The organism is Microcoleus sp. N3A4 (assembly GCF_036701805.1).
GTDB lineage: Bacteria > Cyanobacteriota > Cyanobacteriia > Cyanobacteriales > Microcoleaceae > Microcoleus.
This window is the reverse complement of the sequence record NZ_JAUBRJ010000037.1, coordinates 59,336-73,315: the sequence shown is the minus strand read 5'-3', so window position 1 is coordinate 73,315 and position 13,980 is coordinate 59,336. Positions and strand designations below refer to the sequence as shown.

Here is a 13,980-nt window from a genome sequence, read left to right as displayed (position 1 = left end):
GTAGGCACAGATATTTTTCCTACACTGAATGTATGATAATCCTTAGTCATTAAAGCCAGAACTGCGGAATGTGGGTTAACACTGTTGAATCAAGAGAATTAGTTGGTAAGAATGCTCGCTGTAGGGGAGCCGTACTTTTGAGCTATTGCTTCCATTACTTGCCACTGTTTTTGAATTTTTTCATGGTATTTATTGGTTCCATAATCTTCAATGCTTGGTGCTGGCCATATAGTTCCAACTGTTTCTAAAGATTCAGCGATCGCTAACATCATGTTGGTTAAACTAGGAAACCATAAAGAAGGGTCACATTCTTCTAGTTGTAGCACAGGTGAGTTTTCAACCTTTGTTTCCGAACCAGCAATGAATAGAGAACCATTTTCATAGGAAACAAATTGAAGATACTTTGGATCGTGAAAAGATGGAGAATAATATCCTTTTGCCTCCTCAATAGACACGAAATGAATTAAGTCACTTACGGATTCAAAAAATCTCTCCAGCGCACAGGAATATGTCGAATTACTGTATGAACCATCGTCATCATCTGGCCACATCATACCTACAGGTGCGCCGGCCCACTGATAAAATTCATAGGCTTCATCAGATAGCTGAAATGGAAAAAAACTGAGTTTTTTTTCAATTTCTTCTCTGGGTCTATCTGGCTCGCTTAGCTCACAGTAAATACTGATTCGCTCAAGAGCCTCGGTCATCACAGACATAGTTTATTACTCCCAAATCAACTTCAAAATGCTGCTATTGTATTGTCAAAATAACACATAATTATCATTGCCTAAGCGGAAACGACCTAATAGCCGATTACCAATGCCCAATTCCCAATTCCCAATTCCCATATTTAACTTTCACCTAAATACGCTTTGCGAACAGTTTCATTTGACTGCAAATCGCTAGCAGTACCGGCGACTACAACCTGACCAGTTTGGATGACATAGCCGCGGTGAGCTACACTTAAAGCCATACGGGCGTTTTGTTCCACCAGTAAAATAGTTGTTCCTTCAGCATTAATATCGCGGACGATCGCAAAAATTTGACTGACTAACATCGGTGCCAATCCCATACTCGGCTCGTCCAATAATAACAAGCGGGGGCGCGACATCAAAGCCCGGGCGATCGCCAACATTTGCTGTTCGCCGCCGCTGAGAGTTCCCCCTTTTTGACTAATTCTTTCTCGCAAACGAGGAAATAAATTTAATGCTTTTTCCATATCGGACTTGATACCGAGAGAATCGCTGCGGAGATAAGCACCCATTTCTAGGTTTTCTTGCACCGTCATTCGCGGAAAAATTAGCCGCCCTTCTGGACTTTGAGAAATCCCCAAACGAACGATCGCCTCTGTAGATAGTGCTTCTAAAGGCTTTCCCTCAAATAATACAGTGCCTTGGCGCGGGCGCAGCAGTCCTTGAATCGTGCGGAGAGTTGTAGTTTTCCCCGCCCCGTTGCTGCCAATTAATGTCACAACTTCTCCCTGCGAGACTGTTAGCGATACTCCTTTGAGAGCGTGGATATTTCCGTAGTAGGTGTGAATGTCTTTAATTTCTAGCATGATTACTTTTTAGAATATATTGTCTGAAAGTTACATCAAAAGTTGAGGAACGATCCCAAACATCGATCGAGTAGTATGGGCGGGGGCGGGTTTATGAGATTGTCTCTTATGGCCAATTATTGGCAGTTTTACCCGCCCCTACAAAATTTAACATCATACAAGTCCGAATCAAACGGAAATGATATAAGGTGCGCTGCGGCGAACCTTACCCATTACCCATTGCCATCTTCTTCTTTTCCCAAATATGCCTCAATTACGCGAGGATCGGCGCGAACTCGATCCGGAGTTCCCTCAGCAATTTTAGTACCGTACTCCATCACACTCACGCGATCGCTAATTCCCATCACCACTTTCATATCGTGTTCGATTAGCAAAATACTCAAATCTAACTCATCGCGAATCCGGTAAATAAAGCGAGTTAAATCAGCAGTTTCGTTCGGGTTCATCCCCGCAGTCGGTTCGTCCAAAAGCAACACTTTCGGATCGGAAGCCAAGGCCCTGGCAATTTCCAATCTCCGCTGGTCGCCGTAGGAAAGGTTTTTTGCCAACTCCGGCGCTTTAGCAGCACCTAAACCGACAAAATCCAGCATACTCAAGGCTTTTTTCTTAGCTTCCCGTTCCTCCAAAATCACAGCCGGAGTGCGGAGGATTGCGCCCAACAAACCTGTTTTTAACCGGCAGTGCCTGCCCACTAAAACATTATCCAGCACAGTCATGTTGTTAAACAAGCGGATATTTTGAAAAGTTCTAGCAATGCCGAAACTTGTCAGGCGATCGGGAGGCAAACCCGTGATATTCTTATGTTCCAAGAGCAACTGACCGGCACTCGGTTTGTAGATACCCGTCAGCATATTAAAGAATGTGGTTTTGCCGGCACCGTTGGGCCCGATTAAACTGGCGATCGAGCCTTTTTCCAATGTTAAACTAACCTGGTTGACCGCAGTCAAACCGCCGAATCGCATTGTAAGTTGCTGTGCTTCTAATAATGACATTTTGGTTTTATTTCCTCTGCTGTAGGGTGCGTGACTGCGAATAGATTTGGGCCCAGTCTAACAGGGCTGTGGCGTCACGCACCTTCCTGAATATAGCGGGGTTCGATCTTCTCCGGTAGGGTGCATGACTGCAAATAGATTTAGGCGGAGTCTAGCCAGCCTCTCGCGTCACGCACTTTTCTGAATATACGGGCATTTGAGCCTCGAATTTGTTATTAGGAGCAGTTTTTGTTACTTGGCTGTGGTAAGGTGCGTCAGCAGCAAATTGTTTGAGTTGAGTCAACGTTTTGGACTGACGCACCCTACTGCATTCTCTAACGTACAAACAAAATAGAACTTAAAAAGATTAGATTCTAGAGAAAGTTGAGGGCGATATTGTTGGTGCAACTCAGCAGTTGAGAATCTGTCAATAATTTTGAGATTGACATCCTCAGCCAAAGTTTCAATATTTTCAAACCCAGTAATCCACGGTGCATACATACTTTCGTATTTATCTATGTAATCATTAATATCTTGGTAGCCCGTCGTTCTCAAAATCACCTGCTCCGACATATAATCAAAAGACAATCGGAAATTCTGGAAATTGTCGCGAATTTGTTCTAACACAAATATTACATCTTTTTTTGCCAGCAAGGTAGTGTTGCCTTCCCACAAAAAATATGTCGCTCGCTCGAAATCAACTTCGCTCTGTTTCAGCAAGGAGATTAAACCGTCTTTTATGTAATCGCCGGGAATGTAGCGAACATTTGCACTAATTTTGTTGGCTTTGAGAGTTTTTGCTTTTAATTGCAGTGTCGCGGGGTCGTCTATTTCAAAATAAAGCACTCCTTCTCCATTTATTCTAGCAGCGCGAGTATCCAAACCCGAACCTAAAATAACTATTTGCTTGCAACCTCCTAAAATTTGATTAGACAAAACATCATCAAAATATTTAGTCCGCAACTTAACCATTTCTTTAGCGGCGGGAGAGTTTTGAGTTATTTCGCTGGCAGTTTTTTTTGTTTCCTCATTCAACCAGATTTTTACTACATTATCAGTGTAAAGAGGATTTGGTTCTGCATTCTCTTCCGCTCTCAATTCGGCTACAATAAAAGCAGTCCCAGTTACATTATTAGTCATCGCTAATTTTTTAACCTTATTTTAAATCCGTTTAACGACGCTGTATGGTGCGTCAGTCTTGAGATTAGTGCGAAAAATTAAAGTTTTCTGACTGACGCACCCTACCTGATGCGATCGGGGCTTTAGTCCCGATCTATTTAACCAGACATAATATTACTATTGACTTCTCGCATCTGCTAAAGACTCATTGCTAGCTTCAGCATCCGAATGCAGTTCAGCTTGGTGAATCTTATCGGGAATCAGCCCCTCCGGCCGCACGATCATCATGACAACAAGAGTTAGGCCGAATAGAAATAAGCGCATTTGAATCGGGTCTAAACTGGTGGCCAGAAAGTCTCGCAACTGGGGAATTGCAATCCTGGGGAGTACAAAAGTATTTAGAAAACCCTTGAGGACTTGGGCTAATTGTGGCAGATAAAGCCGATCGGCAGACATGATAATGATAGCGCCCAAAATCACCCCCGTCATGTTGCCCAAACCGCCTAAAATCACCATACACAGGATGATTACCGACACCGAGAAATCGAAAACGCTGGGAAAAATCGCGCTAATATAGGCGGCGTAAAATGCGCCTGCAAACCCCGAAAACGTCGCTCCCATCGCAAAAGCCGAAAGTTTGGTTTTCACCAGGTTAATCCCCATCGCACTAGCCGCTAATTCATCTTCGCGCATGGCATTCCACGCCCTGCCCAAGCGGGAATCTCGCAGCCGCGAAATCATGAAGTAAGCGAAGACAACTAGCAGCAAAATTAGGTAGTACCAGGGAAAGTAGTTGCCGGTGCTGAAAGTGCCGACAATGGGGAGAGATGGACGCCCGATCGGGTTTATTCCCGCTTCGCCGCCGGTGAGGTTAAAAGGTCGATCGCACCCAACCAGACAAAGCACCAACTCGGGTTTCCCCAATAGGGAAGCAACAATCTTCGACACTGGTTCGTCGATCCGAATCGCGGTTAAATTCCTAAAGACAACCGGGATAATTTCGCCAAAACCGAGGGTAACAATCGCCAAATAATCGCCCTTGAGCCGCAGTGTCGGAATACCGAGGATTACGCCCGCGATCGCAGCTACACCGGCGGCGATCGGCAATACCACCCAAAAATTCCAAGCAATATTTAACTGCCCAGAAGATAGCAAAGCCGTCGTGTAAGCGCCGATCGCAAAAAACGCCGCATATCCCAAATCCAACAAACCCGCAAAACCCACAGTAATATTCAAACCCAGCGCCAGCATAATAAAGATTTGAATCTGTACTACAGTAGCAATCCAGCCTGTTTGAGCTTGAATGTCGATAAACGGAAACAGAATTAGAATAAAAGCTAATGTCACCAGAGTTGCCAGCCGCTGGCGTTCCCCCTGCAAACCCTGCAAAGCACCCATTAACGTAGCTGTCAAAATTGCGATCGTCAAACTGCAAATCCCGTACAGCAGCGTAGTCGGCAAAGCCACAGCAGGTTGACCAGAAAAAGGTCTAATCAAAACCCCTTCTACCACACTCGCAACTAACAGCCAAACTCCCAATCCCAATCCCGCTAAACTACCGATAGTCGCACCCATTTTCGGGCTGTAAACCTTCTGATCTTGACAGCTCATAAAGCCCGCCGCCGTACCCATCAGCCACCCGATTACAGTGCCGCTCCAACCGCCGAATAGGAGGACAGTCAAAGAGCCGATCGCTCCTAAAATACCGCTCGATTTAATTGCTTGGATTATTTTATTAGTCATTAGTTATTAGTCATTAGTTATTAGTTATTAGTCACTGTTCACTGTTCACTGTTCACTGTTCACTGTTCACTGTTCACTGTTCACTGTTCACTGTTCACTGTTCACTGTCAACTGTCAACTGTCAACTGTCAACTGCTATATACTGGAACTGTTACCGCAACACACTTCAAACGGGCGATCGCGATATGGTACAAGCACCTCAAAAAACTATCACCCTGGACGAGTTTTTGCAACTCCCAGAAACCAAACCCGCTAGCGAATACATCAACGGTGTCATTTTACAAAAACCTATGCCCCAAGGAAAACACAGCACAATTCAGGGAGAACTCATCACGACAGTTAATGCAGCGGGCAAACCTCAGCGGATTGCTTGGGCATTTCCAGAACTTCGCTGCACCTTTGGCGGACGTTCTATTGTTCCCGATGTCGCGATTTTTGTTTGGAATCGCATTCCCCTAGATGCTGACGGCGAAATTGCCAATACATTTAATGCTCACCCAGACTGGACAATAGAAATTTTGTCTCCAGCCCAAAGTCAAACCAAAGTCACAAACAATATTTTGCACTGTTTGAATGCTGGTTGTCAGATGGGTTGGTTGCTCGATCCCGATGAAAAAAACATTTTAGCCTATCCCGCAAGGCAGCAGCCAATTTCCTTGCAAGAACCGACAGATATACTACCGGTTCCCGAATTTATGCCGGAAATGCAGTTGACTTTAGGCGAAGTTTTTGGCTGGCTGAAACCAGGGAATATTTAAAATGTAAAATGCGATCGTGCATACTCGTTTCTCAATTTACGCACTACGCTGCTCAGTCCGATTTTCCTCAATGGCGATCGGGATGAGTTGAACCTCCAATCGCTGATTGAGCGCGCGCGCAATTTTTTGCAGCATTAAAAGCGAGTGTTCCTCATACTCAGCATCTTCAAGCTCCGCAATCACCGACTGTTTCGTCCCAATGCGATCGGCAAGTTGCTGTTGGGTCAATCCTGCTTGCATCCGAACACGATAAATCAGTTGTGCAAGTTCTGCATTGAAAGAGGATTCCTTAATCATTTCCTCCATTTCAGGATCTTCAGAGGTCATTTGTTGAAGGATCTTTAGTGCATCATTCGTCTTCGCCATCTTCTGTTTCCTCCACATAGGTATGAACTGCTGGATTGGCTTCAAATTGAGCCTTTTGCTGAATTGCCCGCTCAATCTCTGTATCAGGGACTCGATCCTCATCTTTTGTGATGGCATGAGTCAAAATTGCTACATTCTGCCCAGAAAAGAAGTACAAAATGCGATACTGCACTCGAAGATGCTTTGCCCGTAATTCATAAATTCCGTCACGCAGATAATCTGCCACAGGTCTTCGTAACTCGTAACCTGTACTTGCTAGTTGTTGAATTCGCGCAACACAGTTGGCATATCCTTTGCGATCGTGCTTCATGAGGATCTTAAGCCATTCCAAAACTGGAGCCGCGCCATCTCGATCTTGATAAAAAATAACTTTTGTTTCGGGCAAAGTTTTCGATCCTCGTCATCCACATTTACTTTATCACAAAATTGCTATAATTAGTGTATTTCGTGATTTTGCAGGTGGATATTTCAGGCGATCGCAAATCCGGTATGTTTGCGGACTTCCGGCGAATGAAAAGCCAAGACAATGCAATTTTCCGGGACGCCACCCTCCAGTAATTCATCAGTAATGCCGTCTTCAATACCGTCATAATGAATCCAGAGTTTTCCTTCGCGAATCTCGACGTGAATGAGGCAATAGTGAACTCGCCTTTGACCCTCCCAACCTTCATTCATCAATAAAAAATCATTGCGGTCTTGGCTGACAATGACTTTGCTATTAAGATCGGCATATCTGTAAGGTAGGCTGGCATAGTACGACAGAATTTTATAGATTAACTCGCGGTATTTGTCTAGTTTATCCATCTGGTAATAACCTCCTGAATAGTATCGACAACGAGAATTTTTATTACTCCGTCTGCAAGTACAACTTGTACGATATCTTCATTAAAGAAGCTTGTATAAATCTCTTCAGTAATTGCTAGATATAGAGTGCGATCTGGCTCTTTTTTCGATAGGATTTTTAAGTACAAAGTGTATTGACCGATCGCATTTTCCCAATCTTTTACTAGAGATTTGCCGACAAAACTTTTAATTTCAACTGCAATCTTTTGTCCCTCGCGTTCGGCTGCTAGCAGCTTTTTAGCTCCCAAATCCACAAACACACCGCGCGAACCAAATTGCAGAGTCAAAGGATCGTCTGTAATTGTCCACCCGTCCTTTTCTAAAGCAGTCCTTACATTATAATGATAAATGTCTTTTGCCATTTTTTCAACCCAGCACCTTCAAACCTTCTCCTGAACATTTTCTCCCAACAAACCCCCTGGCCTAAAAGCCAAAATCACCACCAAAACCCCAAACACCCAAGCATTAGTCCAGCGACTCGACAAATACTGATCGCTCAAAGACGACAGCAACCCAATCAAAACGCCTCCCAACATCGCCCCGACTATATTGCCAATTCCTCCCAAAACCGCCGCCGTAAAAGCTCTCAAACCCGCCGTAAACCCCATCGTAAACACGATCGTATTGTTGTACAAACCCACCAAAATTCCCGCCGAACCCGCCAAAGCTCCACCAATCAAAAAAGTCAGAGCAATAATCTGATCTACATTAATCCCCATAATTTTAGCAGCATCGCGGCTTTGAGCCGTTGCCCGCATCGCCTTTCCCAGACGAGTGTACTGGACAAACACATGAAGCAAAACCATCAATACCACAGCCACCACCAACACAATTAAATCTTTCGTAGTAAATACAATACTCGTTTGAATTCCCAAAAACTTTAGAATATCAACTCGCGGCAACAAATCGGGAAAGCTTTTCGGAGCGGCAGAATTAGAACCCATCACCGGAATAAAAGCCTTCAATCCTCCCCAAAATAACCCCATATTTTGGAAAATAAAGGAAACTCCAATTGCCGAAATTAACGGAGCCAAACGAGGAGCATTTCGCAAAGGTCGATAAGCATACTTTTCGACAACAATATTCAGTCCAGCACAAAACACCGAACATACAATTAAAGCGACTAACATCACCGGTATAGCAATACCTAAAGGCGCGCCGTCTTGAATGCCAAAAGCGCCGAACACTGTTAGGGAAGCAAAAGCACCCAACATATACAAATCGCCGTGAGCAAAATTGATTAACTCAATAATGCCGTAAACCATCGTGTAACCCAAAGCAATAATTGCAATCAGCGCCCCGTTGACCAAACCCACTAACAATTGTTGAATCAAAACTTCAGGACTGCTGGCTATTTCTCCTAAAATTTTCGGCAAATCAAATCCTGCGATCGGGCCTAATAGCAAAACTATATAAACTACACCTAGATATAAGAGAATTCTTTTCCAGTTCTTCATGTTTGTGAGTAATTGGGAATTGGGAATTGGGCATTAGGAACATTCATTCTACTCGTTTCTAGGCAGATATTAGAAACGCGGATTCGGAGGCTCTACCTCCAATTTTTCGGCTCGGAAAGCCCAGCAGACCAAGAGTGACATTGGTTCCTAGGCTCTGCTTAGGAACCAGTTAAAATCACTAATGACAACAGTCAACTGACAACTGACAACTGACAACTGACAACAGTCAACTGACAACAGTCAACAGTCAACTGACAACAGTCAACAGTCAACTGACAACAGTCAACAGTCAACTGACAACAGTCAACAGTCAACAGTCAACAGTCAACTGACAACTGACAACTGACTAATTATTCCGTCTTGAGCGCATTCACGAACTCCCACTTACCGCCTTTAACAACATTTCCTGACATTGTAGTCAAGCTCGTGTCGCCATTAGCATCAAAACTCCAAGTGCCGAGTACCCCGTTAAAATCTTTAGTTGCCAAGACAGCATCGCGGATCGCGGCGCGGTCATTTTTGCAAACTTTATTAATTGCGCCGATCGCAACTTTAGCAGCTTCATAGGCGTATGCTGCATAAGCTTCCGGTTCAGCATTATATTTTGCCTTGTAACTTGCGTACCACTTCGCACCCACACCAGTCAATTCTTGAGGAGGCAAGCCGCCAAAAGTAGCATAAACTCCTTCGGCATCTTTGCCTCCGGCATCGATTAAAGCTTGCTCTTTAATGCCGTCCGGGCCCATGAACTTAACTGCATCAGCCGTCATCCCGACATTTCTCATGTCTTTAATTATTTGTCCGGCGTTGCTCTGAGTAGTGCCGCCGAAGTAAATGAGGTCTGGATTTAAAGCTTTGATCTTATTCATTAACGCCTTGTAGTCGCTAGCTTTAATATCAATTCCTTCTCTTCCGAGGACTTGAATTCCCAACTTTTTAGAAGTTGCTTCAAAAACATCAGCGATGCCTTTGCCGTAGAGTTCTTGGTCGTCGAGAATGTAGACTTTTTGCACGCCTAAAGATTTTGCCCAGTTGCCAGCTACAGCCCCTTGAAGGTCGTCAGCGGGGACAACGCGGGTGAAATTGCGAGTGCCTGCGGGATAATAAACGTTGGGTTCTTTGGCTTCGCCTTTTCCTGGTTTAGTCAGTCCCGGATAAGTGTTGGCCGGACTGATCATGACGATGTTAGCTTGGTTGAGCACGGGAATGGAAAGTTTGGCTGCACCGGAGTTATAGTGACCGATGGCGGCAACTACCGAACCGTCAGCTACGGCTTTGTTCGAGTTTGACGTTACTTGGGCCGGGTCCCATTTGCCGGCGGCGGCAGTGGCATCGTCGAGCACTTCGTATTCGATTTTGATTTTGCCGTCGCAAGCTTTGGAGTCGGTTTCGGCAAGTGCTTGTTTGATGCCGTTGACCATTGTTTGAGATTGACCCAAGGCGCTGCCTGTCATGGGGAGCATGGAGACAATTTTGACTGTATTTGGATCTCCGGGGCTGCTAACTGCGACGGGAGTGGCTCCGGGACTGGCTCCGGGAGTTGTGGCGGTGGGTGCTTGAGGATTTTGACAGCTAGCGCACAGAGATGCTATCCCGGCGGCGAGGAGTAATGTCCGCATCCCCCCGGTGTTGAGATTTTGTGTTGGGTTGGTTTTTGTGGGTGTGGGACTTTTGCCCCCTGATTGCTGTGAAAAGTTCATAGCTTGGTTGGTTTGTTGCTGGCGTTTTTGCATATTTTTCACTTTAGTGAGTATGTAGTCAAGAGTTAGCACAAGTTTAAAAAATTTGTGTCAACTCTCAAATATACACTGCTGCCACAAGAAGGTCGGGACTTGGGCCATATGTGATATTAATGTCGGCGATATCCAAAGTTTAGACTTGAAAAATGTCTTATTCGCCTGGTTCTGCTTGGTATTGTGCGATCGCAGTTTGGATTTCCTCGGCCGAGACGTTTGCTTGTTCTGATTTCGAGTAAATCAGGTGTAAGACAACCTGAGTCGGTGATTCAACTTGATAAATCAAACGATAACCACCGCTCTTACCAATTTGGGAATCACTGTTTTTAGCCCGGACTTTGTAAACGGTGTATTGGGTTCCTGCAATCTGGTTTCCGATGAAGTTTCCTTGGATAATCTCATCGAGGACGGGCTGAACATCCGTTTGAATTTGGCGATACTTTTTAGCGAGTCCTTTGAGGCGACGTTTGAAGAGTGCCGTGAATTTGAGTTGGACTGGCATATCAGACATTGATGCCGTCCCAGAGTTCCTCAATGGGGAAAGTTTGTCCAGCTTTGGCTTGGTGGAAGGAGGCTTTCAGGTCAGCGAGGATTTGGTCGTTGGAGTCGGTGTCTGAATCAAAATCTGAGTCAAAGTCTGGGACGATCCCGGCCTGTGTCCGACTGGTCAAAAATTCCAGGAATGTCAGGGTTTGCTCTAAAATCGATTCAGGAGTCCGTTCGATCGCTTCTAGAAGGCGTTGTTTAATCGGCGACATAAGATGACCTCTAAATCTAGCTCCTCCGATCTTATCAATAATTATATTGCGTGTTTCCTATTGATAACCCTGTTCGATCGCACTGATGCACGAATTGTCACAACTAACGATGCTCTTTCGTCTTATCTATAAATACCTCACAGGCTTCAACAGGAGGTTCCTAGATGAGAATTTTTGTTGCAGGTGCAACGGGGGCGATCGGTCGTCCGCTACTCGCCCAATTGCACAGCGCAGGACATGATGTAGTGGCGTTAACCCGCACTCCCGAAAAAGCACGGATTTTAGCTGAACAAGGTGTGGAACCGGCGATCGCAGATGTGTTTGATGCAGATGCTGTCAAAGCTGCTGTGATTCGCGCTCAACCGGAAGTTGTAATCGAACAACTCACCTCTCTGCCTAAAACCTACACGCCTGAGACAATGCAGGCGGCAGCAGCACTGAACGATCGCATCCGTCTCGAAGGAGGTGCAAATGTCCTAGCGGCAGCGCAAGCGGCTGGTGTGCGTCGTTACATCCGGCAGTCGATCGCATTTTGGGCGATTCCCGGTACAGGATTGGCAGACGAAGAAACACCGCTAGCCTTAGATGCCTCGCCCGCAGTTGCAGACGGAACCCGCACCCTGAATGAGATTGAACATCCCTTACTAGGGAACCCCAATCTAGAAGGAATTATCCTGCGTTACGGCTTCTTCTACGGGCCCGGCACTTGGTACGCAACCGATGGAGACGTTGCCGAACAGGTGCGGCAGCAACAATTCCCGATCGTCGGAAATGGCGAAGGGCTATGGTCTTGGGTTCACATTGAGGATGCGGCCTTTGCGACGGTGGCGGCAGTCGATCGGGGAAATCCCGGTATTTACTTAATTGCGGACGATCGACCCTTAGAGGTGCGCGTGTGGCTTCCTGCTTATGCCCAGTGGCTCAATGCTCCACCGCCACCGCAGGTATCAGTTGAGGATGCTCTGCGAATCAGCGGTGCAGATGCTGTCTACTATGGCACCCAGATACGAGGTGTCTCTAATGGTAAGGCAAAACGCGAACTAAATTTTCAGGCTCGATCGTTGGAATGGCTTGTTAAAAATGCCGTTGAAGAGGGCCAACTGAGAATTTAAACTCGATCGGGCTAACACTAGGAGTTGTCTAAAAAGCTTTCTAATCAGGGAGAAATAAAATGAAGATTGCTCAATATGGAACAACGATCGCGGTCATCCATGCGATCGCAAACGGAGTGCATGGTTTAGCGCATTTGGAAATCCCAATTCCCCTCTCTCTGCTTCAGAGTTTGTTTGTGGGTATTGTGATTGTTCTGATTCCCATCATTGCAGCCGTTTTGCTTTGGACGCAGTTCTACCGCATTGGTATCTGGCTCTTGCTCAGTTCAATAGCAGGATCGTTCCTGTTTGGGTTCTACAATCATTTCATCGCGATTAGTCCAGATCATGTGTCTCAAGTTGCCTTTGAAGGCTGGGGTTTGGTGTTCCAAGTCACAGCCATCCTGATATTAATTGTGGATGGATTAGGAGCGGGAATTGGCTTCTGGGCATTGAGAACTATTCAGCAACAAGAGCAGGGGGCTTTATGAGTTCTCTGGATGATTTTAACCACCATCGTCCGTTGCTGTTCTCGATCGCCTACCGAATGCTGGGAACTGTCACAGATGCCGAAGATATGGTACAAGAAACCTTCCTGCGCTGGCAACAGACGGCAAGCGAAACCGTGCGATCGGCAAAGACTTATCTGACAACTATTACTACTCGTCTCTGCATCGATCATTTGCGATCGGCGCGTGTCCAACGAGAACAATACGTCGGTACCTGGCTACCAGAACCGATGTTAACGCCACAATCCGAAAATTCAACCGATCTAATGGAATTAGCAGACTCGCTCTCGATCGCATTTTTAACTGTAATGGAGCGTTTATCTCCGATCGAACGGGCAGTATTTCTACTCCGCGATGTCTTTGACTACGACTATGACGAAATTGCTCAGATGGTCGGCAAGAGTCCCACCAACTGTCGCCAAATCCTGCGACGGGCGAAGCAGCATCTTGCCGACCAACGTCCTCGTTTCCCAGTTTCTCGGCCTCAACAAAAGCAGATTACAGCCCAATTTTTAGATGCCTCCACCAAGGGCGATTTGCAAGACTTGTTGCTGTTACTGGCGAAGGATGTGACGTTTTGTTCAGATGGTGGAGGCAAAGTGATTGCAGCCATCAAGCCGATACACGGGGCAATGAAAGTAGCTCGAATGCTATTAGCTATTCGTCGCAAATGGACGCTTAATGCTGTGTCTAGCTTAGCCGACATCAACGGACAACCAGGCATGATTCAATATCTGGATGGCCGCATTCACAGTGTGATGACGTTTGAGATTGTTGATGGCTATATCCAGTCTATTTACAGTGTGCGTAATCCAGAAAAGCTAGAGCGGATTTGCCAGGAGATATCTTTAGAGAAGTAACTGAAAACCATCGGTGAGTTGATTCAAGTTTGACCTAGCTCATAGAAGCTATTGAAATCTCATTCTACGCTCGAAGCAATGAACTCAAAGAGGTAAGGGTTCAGCATTTGATATCCTTATCCGTTTGCATCGGAATCATTTATCTCTCTCTTCTCTTCCTCTGCGCTCTCTGCGTCCTCTGCGGTTAAATCATTCCGATTCTAAAAAAGAC

18 protein-coding genes are annotated in these 13,980 nt (G+C 45.6%); 4 read left to right on the top strand and 14 right to left on the bottom strand.

Translation table 11 applies throughout. The annotated features are described in order from the left end of the window. Positions 1-98: 98 nt before the first annotated feature. The 6 genes from QUA56_RS21110 to QUA56_RS21085 form a co-directional block, all read right to left on the bottom strand. Positions 99-716 carry a hypothetical protein gene (locus QUA56_RS21110; protein WP_333361142.1) on the bottom strand — a complete coding sequence of 206 codons (618 nt, stop codon included), beginning with the start codon at positions 714-716 and terminating at the stop codon, positions 99-101. A gap of 134 nt (positions 717-850) precedes the next feature. Continuing rightward, a complete protein-coding gene (locus QUA56_RS21105) occupies positions 851-1,558 on the bottom strand; it encodes an ABC transporter ATP-binding protein (protein ID WP_333361140.1) in 708 nt (235 codons plus the stop codon). Between the two features lie 212 nt (positions 1,559-1,770). Beyond that, complete coding sequence (locus QUA56_RS21100; RefSeq protein ID WP_333361138.1) at positions 1,771-2,550, bottom strand: ABC transporter ATP-binding protein; 780 nt, start codon at positions 2,548-2,550, stop codon at positions 1,771-1,773. Positions 2,551-2,701: 151 nt separating this feature from the next. Further along, a complete protein-coding gene (locus tag QUA56_RS21095; protein WP_333361136.1) occupies positions 2,702-2,833 on the bottom strand; it encodes a hypothetical protein in 132 nt (43 codons plus the stop codon). Beyond that, a complete protein-coding gene (locus tag QUA56_RS21090) occupies positions 2,830-3,669 on the bottom strand; it encodes an SAM-dependent methyltransferase (RefSeq protein ID WP_333361133.1) in 840 nt (279 codons plus the stop codon). Before QUA56_RS21090 ends, QUA56_RS21095 begins: the two co-directional genes overlap by 4 nt. Positions 3,670-3,825: 156 nt before the next feature. Continuing rightward, entirely contained in the window at positions 3,826-5,391 is a 1,566-nt protein-coding gene (locus QUA56_RS21085; protein WP_333361131.1) for an ABC transporter permease subunit, read from the bottom strand. A 185-nt stretch (positions 5,392-5,576) separates the two neighbouring features. Between QUA56_RS21085 and QUA56_RS21080 the strand changes: the two genes are divergently transcribed. After that, positions 5,577-6,149 carry a Uma2 family endonuclease gene (locus QUA56_RS21080; RefSeq protein WP_333361129.1) on the top strand — a complete coding sequence of 191 codons (573 nt, stop codon included), beginning with the start codon at positions 5,577-5,579 and terminating at the stop codon, positions 6,147-6,149. 36 nt (positions 6,150-6,185) lie between these two features. Here the strand turns inward: QUA56_RS21080 and QUA56_RS21075 are convergent, their stop codons facing one another. The 8 genes from QUA56_RS21075 to QUA56_RS21040 all read right to left on the bottom strand — a co-directional run bounded on the left by QUA56_RS21075 (position 6,186) and on the right by QUA56_RS21040 (position 11,309). After that, positions 6,186-6,515: a helix-turn-helix transcriptional regulator gene (locus QUA56_RS21075; RefSeq protein WP_333361126.1), complete on the bottom strand. Its 330-nt coding sequence runs from the start codon at positions 6,513-6,515 to the stop codon at positions 6,186-6,188. After that, a complete protein-coding gene (locus QUA56_RS21070) occupies positions 6,499-6,900 on the bottom strand; it encodes a type II toxin-antitoxin system RelE/ParE family toxin (protein WP_333361124.1) in 402 nt (133 codons plus the stop codon). Before QUA56_RS21070 ends, QUA56_RS21075 begins: the two co-directional genes overlap by 17 nt. An 83-nt stretch (positions 6,901-6,983) precedes the next feature. After that, complete coding sequence (locus QUA56_RS21065) at positions 6,984-7,319, bottom strand: XisI protein (RefSeq protein ID WP_333361122.1); 336 nt, start codon at positions 7,317-7,319, stop codon at positions 6,984-6,986. Then, positions 7,307-7,720 carry an element excision factor XisH family protein gene (locus QUA56_RS21060; RefSeq protein WP_333361120.1) on the bottom strand — a complete coding sequence of 138 codons (414 nt, stop codon included), beginning with the start codon at positions 7,718-7,720 and terminating at the stop codon, positions 7,307-7,309. Before QUA56_RS21060 ends, QUA56_RS21065 begins: the two co-directional genes overlap by 13 nt. Positions 7,721-7,738: 18 nt before the next feature. Continuing rightward, on the bottom strand, positions 7,739-8,815 hold the full coding sequence (locus tag QUA56_RS21055) for a branched-chain amino acid ABC transporter permease (RefSeq protein ID WP_333361118.1): 1,077 nt from the start codon (positions 8,813-8,815) through the stop codon (positions 7,739-7,741). A 350-nt stretch (positions 8,816-9,165) separates the two neighbouring features. Next, on the bottom strand, positions 9,166-10,548 hold the full coding sequence (locus QUA56_RS21050; protein ID WP_333361116.1) for a branched-chain amino acid ABC transporter substrate-binding protein: 1,383 nt from the start codon (positions 10,546-10,548) through the stop codon (positions 9,166-9,168). A gap of 157 nt (positions 10,549-10,705) precedes the next feature. After that, a complete protein-coding gene (locus tag QUA56_RS21045; RefSeq protein ID WP_333361114.1) occupies positions 10,706-11,062 on the bottom strand; it encodes a type II toxin-antitoxin system RelE/ParE family toxin in 357 nt (118 codons plus the stop codon). Continuing rightward, positions 11,055-11,309: a hypothetical protein gene (locus QUA56_RS21040; RefSeq protein WP_333361112.1), complete on the bottom strand. Its 255-nt coding sequence runs from the start codon at positions 11,307-11,309 to the stop codon at positions 11,055-11,057. The genes QUA56_RS21045 and QUA56_RS21040 overlap by 8 nt, the downstream gene beginning before the upstream one ends. A gap of 164 nt (positions 11,310-11,473) precedes the next feature. Here QUA56_RS21040 and QUA56_RS21035 point away from each other — a divergent pair, with 164 nt between their 5' ends. Genes QUA56_RS21035 through QUA56_RS21025 form a run of 3 tightly spaced genes read left to right on the top strand, consistent with a single transcriptional unit; the run spans position 11,474 to position 13,769 of the window. After that, the gene (locus QUA56_RS21035; RefSeq protein ID WP_333361110.1) at positions 11,474-12,421 is read left to right on the top strand and encodes an NAD(P)-dependent oxidoreductase; all 948 of its coding nucleotides are present in this window, start codon (positions 11,474-11,476) and stop codon (positions 12,419-12,421) included. Between the two features lie 59 nt (positions 12,422-12,480). Continuing rightward, positions 12,481-12,891, top strand: coding sequence for a hypothetical protein (locus QUA56_RS21030; protein WP_333361108.1), 411 nt, complete (start codon positions 12,481-12,483; stop codon positions 12,889-12,891). Further along, a complete protein-coding gene (locus tag QUA56_RS21025) occupies positions 12,888-13,769 on the top strand; it encodes an RNA polymerase sigma-70 factor (RefSeq protein WP_333361106.1) in 882 nt (293 codons plus the stop codon). Before QUA56_RS21030 ends, QUA56_RS21025 begins: the two co-directional genes overlap by 4 nt. Positions 13,770-13,980 lie beyond the last annotated feature (211 nt).

Coding starts and splice junctions, on each gene's coding strand:
- QUA56_RS21050 (WP_333361116.1), bottom strand. CDS start 10,548: ATGCAAAAACGCCAGCAACAAACCAACCAAGCTATGAACTTTTCACAG.
- QUA56_RS21090 (WP_333361133.1), bottom strand. CDS start 3,669: ATGACTAATAATGTAACTGGGACTGCTTTTATTGTAGCCGAATTGAGA.
- QUA56_RS21075 (WP_333361126.1), bottom strand. CDS start 6,515: ATGGCGAAGACGAATGATGCACTAAAGATCCTTCAACAAATGACCTCT.
- QUA56_RS21080 (WP_333361129.1), top strand. CDS start 5,577: ATGGTACAAGCACCTCAAAAAACTATCACCCTGGACGAGTTTTTGCAA.
- QUA56_RS21100 (WP_333361138.1), bottom strand. CDS start 2,550: ATGTCATTATTAGAAGCACAGCAACTTACAATGCGATTCGGCGGTTTG.
- QUA56_RS21065 (WP_333361122.1), bottom strand. CDS start 7,319: ATGGATAAACTAGACAAATACCGCGAGTTAATCTATAAAATTCTGTCG.
- QUA56_RS21030 (WP_333361108.1), top strand. CDS start 12,481: ATGAAGATTGCTCAATATGGAACAACGATCGCGGTCATCCATGCGATC.
- QUA56_RS21045 (WP_333361114.1), bottom strand. CDS start 11,062: ATGTCTGATATGCCAGTCCAACTCAAATTCACGGCACTCTTCAAACGT.
- QUA56_RS21105 (WP_333361140.1), bottom strand. CDS start 1,558: ATGCTAGAAATTAAAGACATTCACACCTACTACGGAAATATCCACGCT.
- QUA56_RS21085 (WP_333361131.1), bottom strand. CDS start 5,391: ATGACTAATAAAATAATCCAAGCAATTAAATCGAGCGGTATTTTAGGA.
- QUA56_RS21110 (WP_333361142.1), bottom strand. CDS start 716: ATGTCTGTGATGACCGAGGCTCTTGAGCGAATCAGTATTTACTGTGAG.
- QUA56_RS21040 (WP_333361112.1), bottom strand. CDS start 11,309: ATGTCGCCGATTAAACAACGCCTTCTAGAAGCGATCGAACGGACTCCT.
- QUA56_RS21060 (WP_333361120.1), bottom strand. CDS start 7,720: ATGGCAAAAGACATTTATCATTATAATGTAAGGACTGCTTTAGAAAAG.
- QUA56_RS21035 (WP_333361110.1), top strand. CDS start 11,474: ATGAGAATTTTTGTTGCAGGTGCAACGGGGGCGATCGGTCGTCCGCTA.
- QUA56_RS21025 (WP_333361106.1), top strand. CDS start 12,888: ATGAGTTCTCTGGATGATTTTAACCACCATCGTCCGTTGCTGTTCTCG.
- QUA56_RS21055 (WP_333361118.1), bottom strand. CDS start 8,815: ATGAAGAACTGGAAAAGAATTCTCTTATATCTAGGTGTAGTTTATATA.